Here is a 23,430-nt window from a genome sequence, read left to right on the forward strand (position 1 = left end):
TGCCTGCGGGGGGCAGAGCGAAATTAATCGAATTAGCTCTTAGTAAGGGCTAGAGCCGCTTACTACAAACCTTGAATTATTCATGTCTTTTGTTGTACACAAGCCAAAATTATTTTTTAAACCATTACGAGGATAGATCAAGAAAGGGGAACTATAACAATAGCCAGCTTCTGGGAAATAGTTGAAAACTGTAAAAATTTGCAGTTTGTCATATTTTTGACTCATGAAGTTTGGTATTAGGAACCCTTGTATAAAAACGATATAATCCAGAGCAATGGAACCCAATTCAAATTTCACAGAAAATCAACTTCTATTGTCAAGCGCTCAACTTCAAGAGCAACTAGATCAACAAAAGGCTCTGGCGAGTGTAATTGTGCGAATTCGGGAGTCTCTTGACTTAGAAACGATTTTTCAAACTACCGCTAAAGAAGTGCGTTTACTGCTAAATGCTGACCGTGTAGCTGTTTTCCAGTTTGACCTAGAAAAAGACTGGGAAGGAGAATTTGTTTCTGAAAATGTTGCACCTGGTTGGACTTCGGCGTTAAAAGTAAAAGTTTACGACCATTGCTTTGGAGAACAATTTGCTTCCAGTTATCAACAAGGTCGAGTCCAAGCAGTAGCGGATATTTACAATGCCGGACTAAGTGATTGCCATGCCGCAATTTTGAGTAAATTTCAGGTCAAGGCCAATCTCGTTGTCCCTTTATCGCGCCAGAAGGAACTGTGGGGATTACTTTGCATTCATCAGTGCAGTGAGGCTCGTAACTGGAAAGAATCGGAAATTGAATTTACTCGTCAAATTGCTGACCATCTGGCGGTTGCGATTCAACAAGCAAAACATCTTCACGAAGTGCAATTACAAGCTGCAAAATTGGCTCAAGCGGCTCAACGCGACCAAGTAATTGCTCAGATTGTTGATAAAATTCGCTCACCCCTTGATATTGAAACTATCTTTAAAACCACAACTCAAGTAATACGCAAGCTACTGCAAGCTGACCGAGTTGCCATATTTAGCTTTAATGCCGATTGGAGTGGTAACTTTGTTGCTGAATCATTTGCTGAAGGTTGGACTCCCTTAATTGGCGTTGAGCCTGCGATCGCTGATACTTATTTACAACAGACACAAGGCGGACGTTATGTTGACAACGAGACATTTACAGTCAATGACATTTACCAAGCTGGATTAACAGACTGTCATGTAACCCTGTTGGAACAATTCCAGGCAAAAGCCTTTGCAACTGCCCCCATTCTCCAAGGAGATCAACTTTGGGGAGTCATTGCTGCTTACCAAAATTCCTCACCCAGGCAGTGGCAATCTTATGAAGTCGAATCACTGACCAAAATCGGCACACAAATTGGTGTAGCTCTACGACACTATAAGTTGTTGGCACACGCTCAGTACCAAGCAGAGCAACAAAAGACATTAACTAGCGTGATTACTCGAATTCGAGAGTCCCTAGATTTAGATACAATCTTCCAAACTACTGTCACCGAGGCACGGAAAATGCTGCAAGCAGACCGAGTGGCAGTCTTTCGGTTTGACCCACAAAAAGATTGGGAAGGAGAATTTATTTCTGAGGATGTTGTACCTGAGTGTAACTCGGTAATAGCAGAAAAAGTTTATGACTATTGTTTCGGTGAAAACTTTGTATCCCTTTATGCACAGGGTCGAGTAAATGCGATCGCTGATATTTATCAAGCAAAGTTTCCAGGTTGCTACATCCAAATTCTAGAAAAATTTCAAGTGCGGGCAAATTTGGTCGCACCTCTATTGAAAAAAGGTGAACTTTGGGGATTGCTGTGTATTCATCAATGCACCGCTTCTCGTTACTGGCAACCCTCTGAAATTGAATTTGCCAGTCAAATAGTCGAGCAATTGGGAGTCGCATTAAAACAGGATTCTTATTTAAAGCAAGTTCAAATGCAGGTTGTCCAGTTAGCAGAAGCCACTGAACGCGAGAAAGCAATGGAAAGACAAGAATTGCTGGCTGCAACCATTGATAAAATCCGCCAGTCACTTGATATTAAAACTATTTTTAGAACCACTACTCAAGCAGTGCGAGAATTGCTCGAAGTCGAGCGAGTTGCAATCTACCGCTTCAACGCAGATTGGAGCGGTAAATTTGTGGCAGATTCCTTTAAAGATGGTTGGAAACCTGTTGCACAAGCCCAACCAATGATTATAAAAACCTTTGAGGGCACAGACGATGATAATGAACTGCCGCGCAACGAAACTTTTGTTCCCATTCGACAAGGCGAAAAATTATGGGGATTATTAGTTGCTTATCAAAATTCGCAACCGCGCTATTGGAAAGAGGAAGAAATAAATTTACTAGCTCAAGTAGCTGTGCAATTTGGAATTGCGATTCAGCAAGCGGAATTACTCGAACAAACTAAACGTCAAACCTTAGAACTGACTCAAGCCCTGCAAGAATTAAAACAAACTCAGACCAGGTTAATTCAGGGTGAAAAAATGGCAGGTTTAGGACAACTACTTGCAGGAGTCGCTCATGAAATCAACAATCCTGTGAGTTTTATTTTTGGCAATCTTATACATTTAAATGAATATATTCAAGAACTACTGAATGCAGTAAAAATTTACCGTCAAAACTCCTCTCTACCGCCAACTGTCCAAGAAAAAATTGACAATAATGATTTGGATTTTATCATCGAAGATTTACCCAAAACTCTTGATTCAATGAAAATAGGAACAGAGCGAATTCATGATATTGTACTATCACTGCGAAACTTCTCTCGTACAGATGAAGCTGAATTGAAGGCAGTAGATATTCATGAGGGATTAGATAGTACTTTGCTGATTTTAGGGCATCGGCTCAAAAACAATAATGAACGCCCAGCTATTGAGATTGTTAAAGAATATGCTACTTTACCTTTACTCGAATGCTATCCCTCACAATTAAATCAAGTGTTTATGAATCTGTTGAGTAACAGTATTGATGCATTAGAGGAAAAGTTTAAAGCTATACAGCAAAGGTATTTGAAGTTATCTCAACGGTGTCCGATGATACCTTTGACTATCTGGATTAGTACGCAAACCGTTAATAACCAGATTGTAATTAGAATAGCTGATAATGGTCTGGGAATTCCAGAAGAAGTGCGATCGCACATGTTTGATCCCTTCTTCACTACTAAAGCACCAGGTAAAGGTACTGGGTTAGGATTGTCTATCAGCTATCAAATAGTAGTTGAAAAACATCATGGTCAAATTAAATGTTATTCTAAACCGGGAGAAGGAACTGAGTTTTTGATTGAAATTCCTAGCAGTAATTAGAGGCGACTGGTTTTTGACAATTCTCAGTCAATCGGTAAAATATCTCTTTTTTATACTCAACGCTGAGATTCTTTACTTACAACCCAAACTATCTCGCGTTGACACACCCGTAACTGGATTTACGCCATCGGCTCTTTCACACATTAGTGACACTTGATAACGGTCAATCAAAGCGTCGGTAAAATCAGCACCTGTAATTTCGGCATCGAAAAAACGGCTGCGGGTCAAAGTTGCTTCTGTAAAAATGGCACTTTTTAGGTTAGCACCATCCATAGTGGCGCGATCGACTAAAGCGCCGCTCAAGTTCGCGCCTTCCAAATTTGCTTTTAACAAAACTCCTTTAGTGAGAATTGCGTTGGTTAAATTCGCTCCTTGGAAATTCGTCCCCCGCATTTCTGCTGCTACAAAAGTCACACCTGCCAAATCAGCATTAGAAAAATCACGATTTTCTAAATTTATATTGTTGTAGTTAATTGTGTTGAGTTGAGCAAAAGCCGGTTTGGGATTAAGTATTATCCAGCAAAATGCTAGTATCAAAATTACAATCCAACCCAAAAAGCGTAGTAAAATCTTTTTCATAACTTTATTATTTGTCCTTTGTCCTTTGTCATTAGTCCTTTGTCATTTAACTAATGACTAATGACTAATGACTAATGACTAATGACCAATGACTATTTCCAATCTTTACCAATCCGAATTGTGAGGTCAGATTCTAAATCACCAATCGCTGACACCTCAATTTGACCCAAGCCTAAGACTTTTTGCAAATCAACACCAACTCGCCGATTGCCTTTTTGGACAATAATCTGAGTTTGACGTTGGGTATCTGGCCAATCAGGTACTTTGTAAATATTAGTAAAGCCTTTCTGTTTCAGATAAGCAATAACTTTTTCAGTTAGCTGAGGTTGATTGGAGGCATTTTGAATAGCAATTTTGAGGTTAGGAACCTGACGCATATCTGGTTTCAGACCAGGTACATTTACCCCAACATAATCATTCAACAGGCTCTGTTGTCCAGTCATATTTAGCCAATAGCTATCAGGGTCTTTGCTAAAGCGGCTAAACGTACCAGGCAATACCGTCATTTGGAAATTATCTCGATCTAGGTTGAGACCAAAGTTCACCAACGCCATCATTTCTTCCATCTTCAGGTTGGTGTCAAAGTATTTTCGCATTAAGCGAGTTAATTGAGGCAACCTCGGTAAGATGGTAGGACTATTTAAGCGTTGCAACAATGCTGCTGTTAGTGCTTGCTGACGCTGCACTCTTGGCAAATCTCCCAAACCTGGTTCGCGGAACCGCACAAACTGTTCTGCTTGTTCGCCGTTGAGGGTTTGCCAGCCACTGACTAAATTAATCGACAGGCGACTGCTGGAGTCCTTATACGTCATTGATTGGGGAACAAAGACCTCTACCCCACCTAACTGATCGACTAACTGCCGTAAGCCGCTAGTAGAAATACGGATGTAGCGATCAATTGGGGCGTTGTTTAAGGTACGGCTAACTACCCGTGCTGCCAAGACTGGGCCGCCTTTAGCATTGGCATCAGATACCTTAGTTAATCCCTTCTCTCCCTTTTCGGGGATGGCAATCATCGTATCTTTAGGAATGGAAAGCACCCTTACAGATTTTTCACCAGGGTTAAGCCGTACTAACAGCATGGAGTCGCTTTTGCCAGCAAAGCTTTCTGGTGAACCATCAACAGTACTGTTAACTGGTTCAATCCCCATAATTAAGATATTCATGGGTCGTGAAAGCTGATACTGGGAAAGTTTGCTCCACAACTCCCCTGGTAGAGGTATTTTTAACTCGTCTTTAATATTGGTTCCTAAATCTTCATCTGTTCGATCGAGATTGCTCCACAAGGGAGTCCACAGTGCTAACGTCGAGACTAGCAGCCCAGATAAGATGATGCCGATGACAACCGTCATGATCCACAACAACCAACGAGGCATGGTTAAGCCCAGTCTCTCGTAAAGCTGATTGGGAATCGCGCCCACAGATTCGACGACGCTACGATTCGGATTGGCTGGCTGGTTTAGTTCGACATCCTCCTCCTCTGAGTCGGCTACTGGTGCAGGCGTTACCTGATTTTCCGTGCGTTGAATTTGCTGCGATCGCATCTCCGTTTCGAATTCTATTACTTGCTGAGATGTAACCGGATTTTCCGACCATTCGACTTGTTTTATCACAATTATCTCCCCACTCAACCACTCCCTAAAAGTATGTTAATCCAAGCTACAGATATTGCCAGTGGAAAGGCTCACTGTAAACTTATAATGTTCTTCGGTAGGCGTGTATGACAACATGAATACTTTATTGTTCCCCGTAATCCTGGCTGGTGGTAAAGGTGAACGTTTTTGGCCCCTGAGCCGCAAAGACCGACCTAAGCAATTTTTAAGTCTTGATGGTAGCTCTAGAAGTTTATTACAAGCAACCGCCGATCGATTGATAAAACTCGGTGGCGGTGAGTCCAGCGCGGTCTTGGGGGTTTCCCCCATGAGCGACTGGCGAACCCGAACGGGGTGGGATTCCTTGTGGGTGATCACTTCTAGTCAGATAGCTGAAGGGGTACGACAACAATTACCTGATCTACCAGTTGAAAACTTACTGATTGAGTCGGAAGGCAGAGACACAGCCGCAGCCGTTGCTTGGGCAAGTTTAGAAATCAAACAGCGCTATGGAGAAGACGCTGTTATTGGCTTTTTCCCTGCTGACCACTGGATTGCTAACGAAGAAGCGTTTGCACACACATTAAGCGCGGCTACGCAACTGGCAGCAAGCACAGCAGCGATCGTTACACTGGGGATCAAGCCTACTTTTCCATCAACCGGTTACGGCTACATTGAACAAGGTGAAAAGATAGGTAGCTTTAATGAGTTGCCAGCTTATCACGTGAACCGCTTTACTGAAAAGCCCAACCGCGAAACGGCAGAGACTTTTTTATCTACGGAGCGCTTTAGCTGGAATAGTGGAATGTTCGTTTTTCGGGCAGGGGTTGTTCTCAAGGAACTACATACCCATGCTCCAGAAATTATCGAACCTTTAGAACAACAGGGTCCTGATATCTATCCCCAGTTGCCTAAGAAGAGTATAGACTATGCCCTAATGGAAAAGACAACTCTAGCATACGTTTTGCCAGTTGATTTTGGTTGGGATGATTTAGGAGATTGGAATGCGATCGAGCGGTTACTCAAAACAGAAGAGAATCCCAATGTAGAACTCGCTACCCACGTAGGTCTAGATACGCAGGGGGCGATTATTTATGCCTCAAATCCAGAGGATGTAGTTGTTACAATTGGTTTAGAGGACGTGGTGATTGTGCGCGATCGCAATGTCACCCTCGTTGTTAAAAAAGAACGTACCCAGGAAATTAAGCAGATCCTTAAAATTCTCCAAAGCGATTCTCGATTTACTGACCTGCTGTAAAAGTTAGAACCCTTGGCAGAGGCTAAAAAGTCTGTTTTCCTATTATAACTTGACTGTCTGTTATTTTATCTGACAGTTATGAACATTATTAGCTTTGAGCCTCTCGCCAAGACAATGGCAATCGAGTCTATTACAGCCTATCAAAAATATATTTCTCCTTCCAAAGGATTTAGTTGTTCCCATCGCTTATTACACGGTGGGGATTCCTGCTCTAATTACGTCAAACGAATGCTGAGTGAACAGAAACTCCACGAAGCCGTACAATCATCCATAAAAAGATTCCAAGACTGTGGCGCAGCTAGCAAAACTTTAAAAGCTAAAGCCAACTTCCGTTGTATTGTCATCCCCTGTTGTTTACCTCTTTAACTCCCTGCGTCTTTGCAGTTATTTACAAAAATGTTCCTCACCCAAACTGTTCCCCGTCAACGAGAAATTCTTGAAGTATTCCTTCGCAATGGCTGGGACTATATGCGAAGGTTACTTACTGGTGGCAAAGCTGATGAACCACAGTTACCTACACCTGCGGTTTTAAAAAATATCTTGGTAGACTTGGGGCCAGTTTACGTCAAACTTGGCCAGCTAATGTCTACACGTCCAGATTTACTGAACGCTGCCTACATTGAGGAACTATCAACCCTACAAGACGAAGTACCACCAGTTCCTTGGTCAGAAATAGAAATAATCCTTCGCAAAGAATTAAAACGTCCACTAGCAGAAACCTTCAAGACAGTTAACCCGATCCCCGTAGCGGCGGGATCAATTGCCCAGACACATCGCGCTACATTAGCAGACGGTCGAGAAGTCGCTCTAAAAGTACAACGTCCGGGAATCGATCTGACTATTGCCCAAGATATTGCTTTAATTCAAGGTATTGCCGATTTAGTGGCGCGGACTGAATTTGGGCAAACCTACGAAATCAAATCTATCGCTGAAGAATTCACCAAAGCCCTAGAAGCCGAGTTAGATTTTACACGGGAAGCGGGTTTTACAGACCAACTGCGGCGCAACTTATCTAAAAGTCGCTGGTTTGATCCCACGCAAATAGTGGTTGCAGAGATTAACTGGGAATTGACCACAGAAAAATTACTGGTGATGGAATGGTTAGATGGAGTACCATTCTTGTCGGCAGATTTAAACAATAATAATGGTAAAGACCCTGCCGTAGAGCGTAAAGAAATAACTACTTTGTTATTTCGGGTATTTTTTCAGCAACTATATATTGATGGCTTTTTTCATGCCGATCCCCATCCCGGAAACTTGTTTTATCTCACAGATGGGCGTGTTGCTCTCTTAGACTGTGGCATGGTGGGAAGACTTGATCCCCGCACACAGCAGATATTAACAGAGATGTTGTTAGCGATCGTTGATTTAGATGCTCAAAGGTGCGCTCAGTTAACTTTGCAGCTATCAGATTCTGCTCAACCAGTTATTTTGTCGCGGTTAGAAAATGATTACGATCGCATGTTGCGAAAGTATCACAATGTCAGCTTAACGCAAATCAACTTCAGTCAGATAATTTATGAAGTTTTACAAGTAGCCCGTAACAATAAAATTAGATTACCTAGCAATATGGGTTTGTATGCCAAAACCCTAGCAAATTTAGAGGGTGTAGCGCGGACATTCAACCCAGAGCTTAATTTTTTCGATGAAGTTAAACCATTAATTACAGACTTGTTTCGTCGGCAATTATTGGGCGATAATCCAGTGCGATCGCTACTACGAACAGCCTTAGATATTAAAAGTCTCTCTCTCCAGTCTCCTCGCCAAATAGAACTGTTATTAGACCGAGTTACCTCAGAAACCTTACAGTGGAATCTATCGCTGCGGGGTTTAGATGGCGTGCGGCGCACGATGGACGATGCGGCTAACCGACTATCTTTTAGTATATTAGTAGGTTCGCTGATTATGGGTGCAGCAATTATTTCCACCAGAGCGCAGACAACTCAGCTATCTTTTTTAAGCACTATCCTGTTTGCCGTTGCTAGTTTATTGGGTTTGTGGTTAATTATCAGTACATTGCGATCGGGACGTTTGCGGTAAAGTCTATGTGTTGTGCATAATACCCACCAAGAAGGGGAAAAGGGGAAGGGGAAAGGGCAATACACTAATGTTCTTTTCCCCAAAAGGTATGAAGCCCCTATTTTTAAATATGGAGAATAAAAAAACAAGATTTTTAAGGCACGTAGTGCGATAACTTAGCAGTGTCTATATTTGAAACCCCTGCTTTTAAGTATGGGGTTCCCTTTCCTCTTTTCCCCTTTCCCTTTCTTCATCACAGTCAATCATGATATGTCACTGCCGAAAATCTCTACTTTCCTATTTGGAACCACAGTAGAAGAATCCAGAAGTCAGAATCAAAAAAACTCTCACTCGCTATCACTTTATTGGTCAAAATTCAATCCTGTTAGCGGATAGCTAGGGTTTAGCCCATTCTGACCGGAGACGCTCCGCCTCCGGCTCCACTCCTGAATTCTGTTTAGTTAAACACCGATGATTTACGTCTGTCTGTATACATCCGTGGTTCTAATATAAAAAATATGTCAATCATCGTTGCTAAAAATCTAAGTAAATCTTATCCAGTCGCAGTTAAAAGCCCAGGTATTAAAGGAACAATCACCCATCTTTTCCGCCGTACCTACCGTTCAATTAAAGCAGTGCAGGATGTTTCCTTTGAAATTGCCCCCGGTGAAGTAGTGGGGTTTTTGGGCCCAAATGGTGCTGGGAAAACCACCACACTAAAAATGCTCACGGGGCTGATTCATCCCTCTAGCGGTACAGTTCAAGTAGCTGGACAAATTCCGTTTCAACGTAAAGAAGCATTTTTGCAAAAAATTACCTTGGTAATGGGGCAAAAGCAGCAGCTAATTTGGGACTTACCAGCGCTGGATTCTTTGAGAATTAATGCTGCTGTATACAACATTTCTGATAAAGAGTTCCAACGGCGGGTAGGTGAATTAACAGAGATGCTTTCCCTAGAAGGCAAACTTACTCAACCAGTACGGAAGCTATCTTTAGGTGAGCGGATGAAGGCAGAATTGCTAGCAGCACTTTTGCACCGTCCCCACGTATTGTTCCTAGATGAACCGACTCTGGGACTAGATGTAAATGCTCAGGTGGCGGTACGCGATTTTTTGCGCGACTACAATCAGCGTTATCAGGCTACAGTGCTGTTGACGAGTCATTACATGGCTGATATTACAGCTTTGTGTCAACGAGTGCTGTTGATTCACCAAGGAAGCCTGATGTATGACGGTAGTTTAGATGGACTACTAGAACGTTTTGCTCCTTACCGAGAAGTCCATATAGAGTTAGCCCAACCTCTACCAATGGAAAAACTTATGACTTATGGGGATGTGCAACTCTTAGAAGGGCGATCGGTGCATTTTATGGTATCTAGAGAGGTGCTTACCCGCACGGTATCTAAGATTTTGACGGATTTGGAGGTAATTGATTTAACTGTCACTGAACCACCTGTAGAAGAAGTAATTGGGCGAGTTTTTCAGGCAGGTGTTGTGTAGCGATCGCTGCCAGAATATAGAGTTGCCAAGGGGAGAATGCACTATAAATGAAAAAGATGATTAGAAAAGCCCTAACTTTGCTGTCAGTATACTACGCCTATATGGTTGAGTATCGAGCAGAACTAATTTTATGGGTTTTGGCTGGGTCTTTGCCGATTATCCTCATGGGTATCTGGATACAGGCAGCACAAGGCGGTCAGTTTGGGCTATCACCTGTAGATTTTGCCCGTTACTTTATCACGGTTTTCGTTGTTAGACAATTAACAGTTGCTTGGGTAATTTGGGACTTTGAAAAAGAGGTTGTTGAAGGCAAGCTTTCGCCCAAGTTGCTACAACCACTCGACCCAGTATGGCATCATGTTGCAGGGCATATTTCTGAAAGATTTGCTAGGCTATCGTTTGCTTTTTTATTAGTGGCATTATTTTTTATTCTTTATCCCCAAGCTTTTTGGGTACCAAGTTTGAGTAGATTTTTGCTGTTTACATTGGCGGTGGCGCTAGCTTTTACTTTGCGGTTTACAATTCAGTACACTTTTGCCATGTTCGCTTTTTGGACAGAACGGGCTAGTGCTTTAGAAAATTTTTGGTTGTTGTTTTATCTATTTTTATCTGGTTTGATAGCACCTTTAGAGGTTTTTCCAGAGCCTGTGCGGGCAATAGTAATGTTTACGCCTTTTCCGTATTTGATTGATTTTCCTGCGAGTCTTTTGGTAGGGCTACCTGTGGATATAGGGCGAGGATTTTGGTCAATGTTTGGTTGGATATTAGTGTTTTTGGGTCTGAATCGCTTCCTTTGGCGTGCGGGTTTGAAGAGGTATTCTGGGATGGGAGCATAAACGATTCATAATTACTAAAGTGGCAATATATTATGATTGATCAAACCTATACACTGATATACTTTGCTATATTTTATAAATTACTTGGTATCGTCTTAAAGTTTTCTGCCGTCCCCAAGGAATAATCTTCTAACTTAAAATCAGCAAAAGGTTTCTTTTCTAACCTATCCCGTAGTGCTTCATCAAGAATTACACCTACGGATTTATTTTTCACACCAATAATTATAATACTTCTCTGATATGTAGTTAAATCCTGATTTGCCTGACAATTACTCCGTTGAAATTGTCCTAAATTTAATATCCTATAACCTTTGACGCTTGGTGTATTAATAAATAATTTTTTGACTAAAAATTGAATTTGTTTAGAACGTTCTAGAGCCATTCGCTGTTGAACTGCTATATTACCCTTACAAGCAACTGTACCTACAGAGATAATTTCCCTAGGTTCATCCATTATCTTTTGTATCCCTTCTTGTTCTAAGTTCAACTTTAAAAGGTCTATACTAATAATTTCATCATTATATTTAATTTGAAAATTGCTACCTAAAAGCCATTTATATTCTAGTGATAAAACAGCTATATTAAATTCGGCTCTCCTCCCCTGGCTATCTCTACCTTCTTGATAAGAAAAATAGTCAATCTTACCTCTCTTTTCAGGAGATTGCCCATAATTTGAATTCACAATAAATTTTGAGTTTCGCATTGCTAAAGCCACTATACTAAGTAATCCTAATATCACTAGCAAACCTGCAAAAAATTTCAGTAGTGGTACTTCTTCTGGCTCTTTCTGTGGCGATGATAAAGTTTTAGGAATTGGCGGGGACAACTCTTCTGTGTTCAAATCAATTACTAAATTAATATTTTCAGGAGTAATTTCTGTTAGCTGCGTTTCAACAACAGAGGCAGGAGGAATACTTTTTTCTGGTTCCTGCTCCGACAACAGCGAGATTGGCTCTGAATCCTCAACTTCTACAAATGGCTCTTCTACTTTGCGGGAACCTGGCGCAACAGGTGGGGTTGAATCCTCATCTGAGCAGAACTTTTTGCCTTCTTCAATGTGTTCTAGGCGCTGCAAAATTTCTTGGGCATTAGCAGGACGCTTTTCTATATCTGCTGCTATGAGCCAATCAATTAAATTTAATAGTAAGGGTGAGATATCGATGGCATGATTTTGCCAGCGCAATACATTTTGCTGGATATCATACATATCTAAGGGATGATGTCCCGTTAGCAAAAATATAAAGGTGCGTCCCAAAGCAAAGAAATCTGATTGCGGTACTGCTTGACCATTCATTTGTTCTGGAGCGCTGTAGCCAGATGACATAAGTGCTGTCATCCCGTCACTATTGCTAAGTTGGTCTGGGTCGGTTCTGTCAATTTCAGTGGCTGTGCCAAAATCAATCAGTACCAATTCCCCCCAATCCTTTCCAAGGGGGGATCTAATCATGATATTAGATGGCTTAATATCTCGATGCAGATATTCTTTACCATGCACTAAATCCAAAATTTCCACTAATTGCTTTAGCCAAGCTACAGCTTGGTCTTCGGAAATGGGGCGATTCTGCTGTAGCCACTGTACTAAGTTGTACCCGTCGATTTTTTCCATTGCAATGCAATGCAACACTAAACCATTTCGGGTTTGATACTGGAAGTAACTATCTTGTTTGGGAATGCCGGGATGATTCAGTTGTTCCAGCACTGTTACTTCTTGCTGAAATAGTTCTACTGCTTTGGCGTTACCTGATAAATCCTCTTTAAGTATTTTGAGGATTTTGGGAGTATCTTGTTCGTATGCTTCATAAACTTTACTAAACCCTGTTTTGTCACTCAACAGGCGCGTCACCCGATAACGCCCTAGCAATTCCAAATGGGAACCACAACTTTGACAAAAGCGGTTTTGTTCATTATTTGGGTGATTTGGTGTAGGGCAAACGGGATTGATACAAAGGCTCATGAGTGGCTTAACCGTACTTTAACAGTTATCAGTTATTAGCAGGACTTACGCAAACAACAGCCAAAACCCTTATTTTCAGGTAGGGGCAATTCATGTAGACGCAAAGCGGCTAATCTACGAATTTTCCAACGGAGTACCCGCAGGATATTACCCCTACAGCATTGTAGTTTGGTGTAAGTCCTAATTAGTTATCAATAATCACTGAATGCTGATGACTGATAACTAATAACTGATTTAAGGGAAGCGCAGATGCGTAGCCGCTTATCGCTAAACATCCTTCCTATTCATTCTTCTGTTGCCGGATGATAATCCCGTCTAATAATAATGAGATTTTCTATCTGTGTTCTGCCAAAAAAGCTGCAACAGTTTGGTTAAATGCCTTTGGTTGTGTCAAAAATGGCCAGTGATTGCCAGGAACTTGGCAGATGCGTAGTTTTTTGAGATAGGTTTTGTAGGGCTGGATTTGCCAATCTTGGCGATTAAGTCCTTGTTCTGGTTGGACAAAGAACGCTTGGGTATCAAGGGGGATTGTAAAACCAGGCACTTGCATAACTGCTTCAAAAATCCCGTCGCGGGCGGCGATGGTAAATTTGCTACCCCAACTACCATCGGGTTTTTGTTCTATTCCTGCTTGGAAAACTTGCTGCTGCAAGGAACTCCATCCTTGATATTGCTTTAACTGCCGTGCTTGCTGTTCGGCTTCTTGATGACTGGCAAAGGGGCCCATGCTTTTGAGAAAAGGTAAGAAGCGATACAACATCGGAAAAGTTAGCCTGAGAAGGCTGGGCATTTTCCAGATGAAAATGGGATCGACGAGAATTATACTCCGCAAACGCTTTGGGTTTTGTCTTGCCCAGATAGCGGCTAATTTACCTGTCCACGAATGACTTACAATCTGGGCAGATGTCCATCCTAGATGATCCATGAGTGCTTCAAGGTCTGCGATCGCACTTTCAAAAGTATAATCTCTCTCAGGCTTGGTACTTTCGCCATGTCCGCGCATATCTGGTGCGACTATGTGGTAGTCTGCTGCTAAATAATCTCCTAAGCTAGACCACACTAAAGCATGGTCGCCTAAACCATGTAACAGCAGTAAGGGTTCTTGACCCTGGTTCCACTCTAAGTAAGAAAGTTGGATATCAGGCTTTGATAAAGTTTGACGTACAGGCATCATTGCACATCCACCAATGAAGAGATAGTTTCGCGTTTATATAGTACTGCGAAACATGATGGAGGGCAGGGAGGAATGAGCCTATGCGATGTGCTACACCCCAATACTTTTCGGTTAAACCAATAATCTCTCTTTTGGTCTGGGGAAAGGTTAAAGGGCAATGGGGAAAGGGAAATTCAAACCCTTTCCCCATTGCCCCTTAACCGAAAAGTATTGTGCTACACCTACGACTGGGCGTAGCGCCACTTATAAGATTATTAACTCTTTGCCAACAATTCCTAGCCTCAAAGTGGAAAATGAAGAGTGCTGAATTTTGTAAAGTTTGCTTTATATAATTAAAAATCCAATTTTTGCAACAGGGGATATTAACTTATGCAAGTTATCTCAGTCAATGTAGGACTTCCTCGTGAAGTACTTTGGAAGGGTAAAACAGTTACAACGGGGATTTTTAAAGAACCAGTTGAGGGACGGGTAATGATGCAAGCGCTCAACTTAGATGGAGATAGACAAGCTGATTTGAGTGTCCACGGAGGCAAAGACAAAGCAGTTTATGCTTATCCATTCGAGCATTACGACTATTGGCGGCGCAAGTTACCTGATATAGATTTACCCTGGGGAATGTTTGGTGAAAACTTGACTACAGTTGGACTGTTAGAAGATGACGTTAATATTGGCGATTGCTTCCAGATTGGTAGCGCAGAGGTAATGGTGACTCAACCTCGAATGCCTTGTTATAAACTAGGAATCAAGTTTGGACGTGCTGATATAGTTAAACAGTTTTTAGATAGCCGCCTAACAGGGTTCTACTTTTCGGTGCTACAAGAGGGCCAAGTAGGGAATGGTGATACTTTTGAGTTAATCAGTCGAGACTCAAATAATGTCACTATTGCCGATATTACCCGATTGTATGCACGCGAAACAGACGACCTAGAACTGTTACACCGCGCCGTAAAGCTTGATGCTTTACCCATAGATTGGCGAGACTATTTTCAGCAACAAATCAAAAAGCTTAATAGATGAATTTCATGAATGTCAAAATTCCTTAGAAAACGTTTTAATTGTTTTATAAACAGTTTCAACTTTTCTCATAAGTCAAATTACCTGGTTGCGATCGCGCATTTGGAGTCAGAGTAATTAAATCGTCTATATTCCGTTTCATTGTGGCGCAAATCGTATCTAGAGGTAAGTCGTTAGGATCATAACCAAAGGGGTTTTCTATCTCCAAGCCGATTGCTTCAATCCCAAATACTGTAAAACCAACTAAAGCCGAAATTAAACCTGTCCACCAACCCAGAGTTGCTACTATTTGAAAGGGTAGTAGTAAACAATATAGTAACAATAATTGCTTCAAATGAATGGCATAGGCTAATGGCATAGGTGTTTTTAAAATCCGTTCACAAGCACCTAAATTATCTACAAGATTGTTTAATAATTCTTGCATAGATGTTAGCTGGTAACTGTTAAGGCATTTGCGATGATATTGTTCCTGTAAATAATCGCCTATCCAAAAGGCAACCTCTATAGGAGGATTATTCATAATCTTCAATTTGATATATTTACTAGATGGCATTAAATCTTCTAACTCACTATTGACTTTTTCTTCTCGCAAATGTAATTTAGTTGTCACAGCAAAAGCTACCAATAAATTTAATGCTGTAATTTTATTGTTTTTATCTTCTGGAGCTATTTCGTCAATAGATACCCAAATTTGCCGGGCCAGATTTCGGATGTTATTTACTAGAGAACCCCAGCATTTTCTCCCTTCCCAAAATCGCTCATAAGCAGTATTGGTGCGAAATACCAGTAATAAACCTAAAACAATACTAGGAATAACACTTCCTAAAATCGGTTGAGATACAGGTAGTTCAAAATGGTAAAGAATAGAAATCAAAAATCCGAAAGCTCCACAGAATAAAATATGTTTGTAGATTGCTTTCATGACCGAACCTTTAAATTGCAATGTTGTACGTAGCCATGTAATTTTTTTGGTTGTCATGCAGTCACCCCAAGAGAATATTTAGCGAATCGATATATTAAATATCGATACTTTAAAAATAATAACTATATAAATAGCAAAATTGGCAAACAGGATACTTTAAAAAGTAATCTTGCTAAAAAACATGATACATTTGCGATAATGATTGTATTTTAGCTTCTGTTATACAATATGAGTCCGGTTAAATACCTATTATTAGGACTAATACAAATAGTTTTTTGTCAGCGATTAAGCAGCCATTATATAAAAATCAACAGTGCTTGTGGTTAATTGTAAAGAAATGTAAATATTTTTCGATGGCTGCATAAATCCTGCGCCTCACTCTGATAAATCGATAGAAGAAAAGGTAGATGGCTCAGGGTAATGGTCATACCGCATTAGTCGGTGTCATATACCCTAGTAAATCCAAAAGTTCTAATCTGTAAAAATCCTGCCCTGTAAATTGAATATTTAGACATAACTTATTTAGTTATGTCTTTTTTTTATGGTTAGTCTCAAAACGTTGAATTTCAATCAAATAACCACTGGGATCGCGAAAAAAACAGTGGTAAATATTGTACTTTTCATTTAGTGTAGGTGGCTTTTTAAATTTGACACCACGTTCTTTGAGATATTCAAACCACTCATCCACCTGCGGCGTTACTAGGGTAAAAATGACACTTGATTGTTTGTCGGTTGGAGGAGTCGATGTTTTGCTTGCTTGACAAAATCCTAAGTATCCAGAGTTACTAACAGTATAAATCCGACAGGTTCCTTGATCAAGCCATAGCTCCAAACCCAGCATTTGCTCGTAGAATTCTGTAGAGGCATTGAGATTATGGGTGTAAAAGAAGGTAATTTGCTGTTCTATTTGCGGATGAGTAGACATAATTAGATTTGAGTATATACCCTAACGACATCAGGCGATCGCAGATGTAAAAATTGATTGATGTTAGAAACCTGTTACTACTCCAGAATGCCTTAAGTGCATCTGGAGTTTCTTTTTGAAAAAGCGATGTCTACGACAGGCTGCGCCTACGCAATTTTTCAAATCATCCTGATAAGCCAAAAGACGGCTGAATAGGGATGCATACTGAATTATTTATATTTAACATAGGGCATCACTTTGTTGATGTACCCCCCTCCTAGCAAACAACTCTCGCAAAGCAGCCTCAGATTTACTGGGGCTGTTTTGCGTTACTTCAACTCTCATTTCTCTGTGTCCTCTGCGCCTCTGTGGTTCCTTATTCCGTAACTCGTGCGTAAGTCCTATTCAAACAGAAAATTTGTGTAAACAAAGCAGTTAATCCTCAGACATTCTTTACTGTATTTGAGTGTATACCCTGATGACGTAGGATACTCTCACGGTGAAAATTTGGTATAGGTAAATGCGTATCTTTCCTGACTCCAGATTTGTCACAAACATTTCTGGAGTTTTTTCATTATTGGAGTTATTGATTCGGCTCAGAAGAAAATAGTTAAGCGATCGCACTTATCATCTTAATTAAATTAAAGTGCGACACACTTAAATATAAATGCTTATTTTGTTGTATATGTCACAAAAATATCCTTTTTCATCTCAACTTCTGCTGGAGCATCTGGATTATAAGTCGGTGATAATAAAAAACTAGCAAATGATGGTAAAGGAACTCCAGTTTTAGAACTACATGAGGGATAAAATAATGTGTAAAATGGTTCAGCTACAGAAGGAACATCAAGCTTAACACTCATAGCAGTTGCTAAAGCCTGAGCGCGGCTTTGAGCATCTTTCATAGCTGATTGATACACTGAACTCTGCAAAGCCTGACAGTCATTTACTGCGTACTCAACACCCACACTCTTAACGGAAATATTTTCAAGTTGGCTTGTCGCTTTGTTCGCTGTAGCAACAATTTCCTGGACGCGATCGCGTGTTGGTTTTTCTAACCTTACCAGTATTTTGGCGTTATTTTCGCTGGAATTCGGGTTAATTTGTACTTGAATTTTATCAGCACTAATTCCTTTGGCAACTAGGCTATTAACTACAGGCTGGAGAGTTGCTTTAGTTAGTGATTTTTTGCTTGGTGAAGATTCTGCTACTGTTTTGTAATTTAAGAATAGAGTTGGTGAGGCAGCCCGGTCTTGTTGTTCCAACAAAGAGGGACTGGAGGGTGAGGAAATGCGACGGGTTTGCGGTAGAGATGATGGTTGCGTTTCTGACTCACCATTGCTACTTTCGCTACTGAATACCAGTTCAATATCAGCTGTATCTGCTGGCACTTTCACTACTCCTTGACCGATTACCATTAATGAATGGCGATCGCTTGCTGGTGGATAAAATAATTGGGCATTAGTAACTTTGGGCGTTAATACTCCCACGCCGACAGTCACGGTAATACTTACCAACATTAGAGCAGTTATTTTTCTCATGTCCTGGAAATGTCCTTTGAATCTAATTGTCAAAGTTTACACCTCAAGAGCAGGATACTTACCAAAATATTGAGCTAACCCCACGACTAAACACCGTTAGATTAGCTCAAAAATTAAAAATTCACTGTGAACTATTAACCAAACCAGTGAGAGGCTTCACAAGCTGGCTGAACTATTTCACAAACATGATCGTTAATCCAATCTGACTTTTCTTGAACGATTAAACAAATGCCTTGGTGAATCAAATTCTGTAGGTGGAGCTGCTGCTCTAAGGGTTTACGAGGCAATTTGTAATAAGCCAACCTTCCTTGTTCAGCCTCCGCTAGGGAAATATGTCCCTCAGAGATAGCGCCGTCAAAAGAGGGAAGACGGGTGAGGACGAAAGCAATAAGCTCTTGACGTAAGTCAGGAATCGCAAAGGCTTTTTGATATGGATGGTATGGATATGTATCCAAAACGCTTTCAATTTCCCCTACTACTGATTGCTGTGTTAAATTAACTACCGTTTTCATAATTTTTAAACTCCTTTTTTTATCAAGTCAATGATTGGTGGATAAAACAAATTTTTTAGATGAGAATCAGTTAAAAGTAATTCAACTGATAGATGCAATAGACCCTGTAACTAGCCTTTTGTCTTGGTTGAATTTGAGACATTTGGATTTGCTTATTTTAGTTAGAGTTTATACTGATTAGCAGCATGACTTCTTAAAACAGCATCCAATATGCGGGGAGTTTAGCGACATTTTATATTTATAATCCTAATTGTTTCAAATTTTTGCCAAAAAGGCAGAAATCTATATAAAATGCAGCATTAAGGATAGGGGATCAAAATTAACGGCAATAAAAATCTTGAATTAGGAACAAGTTTTTAATGAAGTTAAGGTTTGTTAGTAATTTAGATCACATTTGACGCTTGCTACAAAATTTGCTGTTTCATCTAAAAAGCTTATTTGTTGCATATTGATTTAGTAAGTCAGATAAATAGCGACTCACTAGAGCGCAAAATCAGTCTAACTACTGATGAAATGATCAGACAAAAACGTTGAAAAAGTTCACATTATCTAAAGGTTGATGACGCAGCTGATGATTAATTTCATCTGCCGCTGCTAATCCAGAAAGCATCGCACCTTCTGCAAGATTGCCGCCACACCAATCACCACAGCAAACTAAGGGTAAGGGAGTTTCGGTAGACAAAAAAGCCTCGTGCCAAGGACGGCTAGGAAAGGCATAACGCCAACGATGTACCTGCATCCATTCGGGAGTATTCAGCCAAGGAAGGGACAACGATTCAGCTGCTCGTTGCAGCATTAGCTTTCCAGCAGGTTCTAAATCTTGAGATTCTAGATGGCGTTGGGCGAAATCAGCGCTACTTTGCACTACAAAATGTGGTTGTTGAGGGTTAGGACGCTTGCTACTGTCCAAACCAATCCATGCTAAATCAGCATCATCTACAAAAGTTAGAGCTTTCCACTGAGGGAGTGATTCGGATGTGAGAGGATATCCCGCGATCGCACTAATGGAAGGATAAAATTCTACAGAACGCAAGTTATCAAGAAAGGCTGTATCTAATACACCTTCACCCAAAGATTCCAACAGCATCACCGCTTGGGGTGCAGGAATGGCGACAACTATAGCTTTTGCAGTTAATTCTTCGTTGCTAGATTCAAGAGTGATCCGCCAACTCTTTTCGGGAGTTGGGGTAATAGCAATGACACGCTGATTCAGTAATATTTCTAAACCTGGAGCTAGGGATTTAGCGATCGCACTCATTCCCCCAGGTGCAACATATCGCGGACTACGGTTTTTCGGTTCAGATAAAGGAGCGCCTGCTGTGAGTTCGTAAACCTCCTCCGTCCAGACTTCGAGGATATGGCGCGATCGCAATATCTCCACAAAACGTCTAAATAATTCACCCTTTGGCTTCAGGTAACAAGCCCCATGATCGGCCGAAGTTCCATGCAAGCGGCGTGTAGCTAATCTTCCTCCCAAACCACGGGACTTGTCCACCACCAGCACAGAATATCCAGCTTGACTTAATTGCTGGGCGCAGACTAAACCGGCCATTCCGGCACCAATCACTGCAATATCAGTCATGAGTCAATAGTCCTTTAAGAGAAGGCAGGAGGCAGAGGGCAGGAGGCAGGAGGCAAAAGGAAAGAAGTATCATTGATTACTTTAATTTTGAGTCATTACCCAGTTTAAAAAGAAGATACTGTCTACAACCTAAGTCCAATGCTGTTGCGCGTGGGTTACTCCTGCCTTCTATACGTAGGATTATATTAAATGAGATTGAGTTACTTCTGCCCCCTGCCTCCTGCCTCCTGCCTCCTGTTATTATCAAAGGACAAAATTACTACTAATGACTGCTGAAAGCTAATAGTAGAATAAGGTACAGAAAGCTGCACGGAAGGGAGGAAGGGAAATTGGATGAAATGAGGGCGGCGCTAGAGTTAGCGACCGAAGAAGAATTGCAAGATTTAACGGCAATTTTATTTAGTCGTAAGTTCAATCCCCTAGACTATGTACACACACCCGAACCCATTGAAGTGCAAAGCCAAGACCGTAAAGCTTGGTTAGATGCACTAGAGGGGCGCTTTCGCTTTTTGGCGGCAGATGGGATGACGGTATTACGCGGACGCACAGGCCAGGTAACTTACCGACAAGCCTTAGTTCAAGTATGTAAGTATCTAAAAATTCCCTATTCTCATCATCTGCCAACTATTGATTTAGAAGCAGAAGTATTTTTGCATCTCTTAGGACAGGTATGGAAAAAATTACCTGAACAGGAAAAGCAAAAATTGACTCTCAGAGTGCAGCGTCACCTTGTGCAATCAGAACTAAAAGAACCGCTACCACTTTTATTACAACCTGACCCCTTGGGGTTGCTTTTCAAAGGCGGTGGTGCGATCGCGGTTACTTCTCTTCTCCAACCACTTGTACTTAAGCAAATTGCCCGTCAATTTGCCATCCACTTTGCTACTTATGAAGTAGCAAAACAAGCGGCGATTACAGGCACAGAAGCAGCTGCGACGCAATTTCAAAGCTATGTAGCTATGCAAATGGCGCAACGGGGTATGACAGTGAGTGCAGCTCGTTATGGGGCAGCACGCACTATGTTTGCCGTGATTGGTCCAATGATGTGGACTTGGTTTTTTGCAGATTTAGGGTGGAGAGCGATCGCCACTAACTATGGTCGGATCATTCCTACTATTTTCGCCTTAGCCCAAATTCGCCTCACTCGTGAGGAATGTTGGGAGCCAGCTTGAACAAGGTTTCTGATTATTTCAAGTCTCGCTGGCGATCTTCTTGGAATTACTCTCTATGGGCATTGTTAATCTTCCCATTGAGTCCATTGTTGGGGGCTGTGACTATTGGTTTTGTCTCATTAATAACTTGGCTAAAACAATCACACAAAATTAATCGCCGCCCCCTCAACTGGGGATTTGCCCTTTTGAGTCTGTTGCTGATCGTAAGTGCTGGATTTGCCGATGACAAAACAGCAGCTTTCCTTGGCTTATTTAATTTATTACCATTCTTTTTACTTTTCGTTGCCCATAGCGCTCTCATTCAAACCTTTGTCCAATTGCGGCAAATGGCTTGGGTTATAGTGATCGGTTCCATGCCGGTAATAATTCTTGGCTTGGGGCAGTTATTTTTAGGCTGGAGTTTGAAATTAGAGATTTTGTGGGTTGTATTGAGTTGGACGATCGCACCAGGAGGAAATCCACCAGGTCGCATAGCCTCACTTTTCTTGCACGCTAACACCTTTGCCGCTTATCTAACAATAATTTTCATCCTTAGCTTAGGGTTGTGGCTAGAACAATGGCGATTGTATCAAGGATTGGGTATTAGGAAGAATTCACTCCCCTTGATCTTCCTAACCGTAGCGGTGATTACAAATTTCATTACCTTGATTTTCACTAACTCGCGCAATGGCTGGGCGATCGCTATTTTTGCCTGTTTAGCTTATGCACTTTACCAAGGCTGGCACATTCTTGTAGGTGGTGTTGCTGCGATCGTCTCTAGCGTGCTTTTGGCAGCTTTTGCTCCCTCGCCAGTCGCTCAAATTTTTCGCCGGGTAGTTCCTGCCTTTTTTTGGGCAAGGTTAAATGACGATATGTATCCAGATAGACCAGTCGCTTTAATGCGAAAAACTCAATGGGAGTTTGCCTGGTCTTTAGCCAAGGAACATCCTTGGACTGGTTGGGGATTACGCAGTTTTAGTGGACTTTACAAAGCGCAGATGCACACTCCATTGGGTCATCCCCATAACTTGTTTTTGATGTTATCTGCTGAAACTGGTTTTCCTAGTACTTTTTTGTTTTGTGGCTTACTTGCTTGGATTTTGATTACAGGCGTGCAATTATTACGAAAGTCTAAATATATAAATACAGAAGATAGATTGATATTTTTCAGTTATCTTCTGGCCTTTATTGGTTGGGTTTTATTGAATACAGTAGATGTAACCCTCTTCGATTTTCGTTTGAATGCGCTCTCATGGTTAATTTTGGCTGCCATTTCTGGAGTAGTACATCGTTATAAGCAACAATACAGACTTGAATCTCATCCAAATTAGTTAGACGTGGATAATAGCTATTAGTTCTTTTTCAGTGTATGCACTGGGGACACTTCGAGTTTTTAGTTAATAAGATTACTATGTGAGTGTGACTAACACTTAATTAGTCACACTCGATGTTGCTGATTGTTGGGAAGGTGTAAGGACAACCCTTTGGGGTTTTCTTGCATGACGGGCATCTCTTGTAGATGCCCTTTTGTATATTTGTTATTTTTCTTCAGTTAAGCACAACTAAAAACCTATTGATTTGACGGAATATCTGAAATAATT

Annotated in this window: 18 protein-coding genes; 9 read left to right on the plus strand and 9 right to left on the minus strand. The window is 41.1% G+C overall.

Features of this window, described 5'->3' with window-relative positions:
- Nucleotides 1-274 precede the first annotated feature (274 nt).
- On the plus strand, nucleotides 275-3,292 hold the full coding sequence (locus IQ274_RS21865) for a GAF domain-containing protein (RefSeq protein ID WP_194143397.1): 3,018 nt from the start codon (nucleotides 275-277) through the stop codon (nucleotides 3,290-3,292).
- A gap of 72 nt (nucleotides 3,293-3,364) precedes the next feature.
- On the opposite strand, the gene IQ274_RS21870 is transcribed toward IQ274_RS21865, so the two are convergent.
- On the minus strand, nucleotides 3,365-3,871 hold the full coding sequence (locus IQ274_RS21870) for a pentapeptide repeat-containing protein (RefSeq protein WP_163927672.1): 507 nt from the start codon (nucleotides 3,869-3,871) through the stop codon (nucleotides 3,365-3,367).
- Between the two features lie 92 nt (nucleotides 3,872-3,963).
- Nucleotides 3,964-5,484, minus strand: a complete 1,521-nt coding sequence (locus IQ274_RS21875) for an LCP family protein (protein WP_163927673.1) — start codon at nucleotides 5,482-5,484, stop codon at nucleotides 3,964-3,966.
- A gap of 115 nt (nucleotides 5,485-5,599) precedes the next feature.
- Here IQ274_RS21875 and IQ274_RS21880 point away from each other — a divergent pair, with 115 nt between their 5' ends.
- From IQ274_RS21880 to IQ274_RS21900, 5 genes are all read left to right on the plus strand, one after another.
- Nucleotides 5,600-6,721 (plus strand): mannose-1-phosphate guanylyltransferase, encoded by a 1,122-nt coding sequence (locus tag IQ274_RS21880; RefSeq protein WP_163927674.1) that lies wholly within the window; start codon nucleotides 5,600-5,602, stop codon nucleotides 6,719-6,721.
- A gap of 78 nt (nucleotides 6,722-6,799) precedes the next feature.
- The gene (gene yidD, locus IQ274_RS21885) at nucleotides 6,800-7,087 is read left to right on the plus strand and encodes a membrane protein insertion efficiency factor YidD (RefSeq protein ID WP_163927675.1); all 288 of its coding nucleotides are present in this window, start codon (nucleotides 6,800-6,802) and stop codon (nucleotides 7,085-7,087) included.
- A 30-nt stretch (nucleotides 7,088-7,117) separates the two neighbouring features.
- Nucleotides 7,118-8,761: an ABC1 kinase family protein gene (locus IQ274_RS21890; protein ID WP_163927676.1), complete on the plus strand. Its 1,644-nt coding sequence runs from the start codon at nucleotides 7,118-7,120 to the stop codon at nucleotides 8,759-8,761.
- Nucleotides 8,762-9,258: 497 nt separating this feature from the next.
- Nucleotides 9,259-10,239 (plus strand): ABC transporter ATP-binding protein, encoded by a 981-nt coding sequence (locus IQ274_RS21895; protein WP_194143398.1) that lies wholly within the window; start codon nucleotides 9,259-9,261, stop codon nucleotides 10,237-10,239.
- Nucleotides 10,240-10,286: 47 nt separating this feature from the next.
- Nucleotides 10,287-11,075 (plus strand): ABC transporter permease, encoded by a 789-nt coding sequence (locus IQ274_RS21900; protein ID WP_194143399.1) that lies wholly within the window; start codon nucleotides 10,287-10,289, stop codon nucleotides 11,073-11,075.
- A 73-nt stretch (nucleotides 11,076-11,148) separates the two neighbouring features.
- On the opposite strand, the gene IQ274_RS21905 is transcribed toward IQ274_RS21900, so the two are convergent.
- Both IQ274_RS21905 and IQ274_RS21910 read right to left on the minus strand, forming a co-directional pair.
- Nucleotides 11,149-13,029, minus strand: a complete 1,881-nt coding sequence (locus IQ274_RS21905) for a serine/threonine-protein kinase (protein WP_194143400.1) — start codon at nucleotides 13,027-13,029, stop codon at nucleotides 11,149-11,151.
- 334 nt (nucleotides 13,030-13,363) lie between these two features.
- The gene (locus IQ274_RS21910; protein ID WP_194143427.1) at nucleotides 13,364-14,200 is read right to left on the minus strand and encodes an alpha/beta fold hydrolase; all 837 of its coding nucleotides are present in this window, start codon (nucleotides 14,198-14,200) and stop codon (nucleotides 13,364-13,366) included.
- Nucleotides 14,201-14,572: 372 nt separating this feature from the next.
- Between IQ274_RS21910 and IQ274_RS21915 the strand changes: the two genes are divergently transcribed.
- Complete coding sequence (locus IQ274_RS21915) at nucleotides 14,573-15,220, plus strand: MOSC domain-containing protein (protein WP_194143401.1); 648 nt, start codon at nucleotides 14,573-14,575, stop codon at nucleotides 15,218-15,220.
- A 55-nt stretch (nucleotides 15,221-15,275) separates the two neighbouring features.
- On the opposite strand, the gene IQ274_RS21920 is transcribed toward IQ274_RS21915, so the two are convergent.
- The 5 genes from IQ274_RS21920 to IQ274_RS21940 all read right to left on the minus strand — a co-directional run bounded on the left by IQ274_RS21920 (nucleotide 15,276) and on the right by IQ274_RS21940 (nucleotide 20,678).
- Nucleotides 15,276-16,196, minus strand: a complete 921-nt coding sequence (locus tag IQ274_RS21920; RefSeq protein WP_163927681.1) for a bestrophin family protein — start codon at nucleotides 16,194-16,196, stop codon at nucleotides 15,276-15,278.
- Between the two features lie 469 nt (nucleotides 16,197-16,665).
- Complete coding sequence (locus IQ274_RS21925; protein WP_194143402.1) at nucleotides 16,666-17,064, minus strand: VOC family protein; 399 nt, start codon at nucleotides 17,062-17,064, stop codon at nucleotides 16,666-16,668.
- Nucleotides 17,065-17,714: 650 nt separating this feature from the next.
- Nucleotides 17,715-18,617, minus strand: coding sequence for an SIMPL domain-containing protein (locus tag IQ274_RS21930; RefSeq protein WP_194143403.1), 903 nt, complete (start codon nucleotides 18,615-18,617; stop codon nucleotides 17,715-17,717).
- Between the two features lie 101 nt (nucleotides 18,618-18,718).
- Nucleotides 18,719-19,096 (minus strand): hypothetical protein, encoded by a 378-nt coding sequence (locus IQ274_RS21935; protein WP_163927684.1) that lies wholly within the window; start codon nucleotides 19,094-19,096, stop codon nucleotides 18,719-18,721.
- A 517-nt stretch (nucleotides 19,097-19,613) separates the two neighbouring features.
- Complete coding sequence (locus tag IQ274_RS21940) at nucleotides 19,614-20,678, minus strand: NAD(P)/FAD-dependent oxidoreductase (protein WP_194143404.1); 1,065 nt, start codon at nucleotides 20,676-20,678, stop codon at nucleotides 19,614-19,616.
- A gap of 329 nt (nucleotides 20,679-21,007) precedes the next feature.
- On the opposite strand from IQ274_RS21940, the gene IQ274_RS21945 reads away from it, so the two are divergent.
- Together IQ274_RS21945 and IQ274_RS21950 are read left to right on the plus strand one after the other, a co-directional pair.
- Nucleotides 21,008-21,850, plus strand: coding sequence for a hypothetical protein (locus tag IQ274_RS21945; RefSeq protein WP_194143405.1), 843 nt, complete (start codon nucleotides 21,008-21,010; stop codon nucleotides 21,848-21,850).
- The gene (locus IQ274_RS21950) at nucleotides 21,832-23,160 is read left to right on the plus strand and encodes an O-antigen ligase family protein (protein ID WP_194143406.1); all 1,329 of its coding nucleotides are present in this window, start codon (nucleotides 21,832-21,834) and stop codon (nucleotides 23,158-23,160) included. Before IQ274_RS21945 ends, IQ274_RS21950 begins: the two co-directional genes overlap by 19 nt.
- Nucleotides 23,161-23,430: the final 270 nt, after the last annotated feature.

Origin of the sequence: Nostoc sp. LEGE 12447 (genome assembly GCF_015206985.1) — a bacterium.
Classification (GTDB): domain Bacteria; phylum Cyanobacteriota; class Cyanobacteriia; order Cyanobacteriales; family Nostocaceae; genus Nostoc.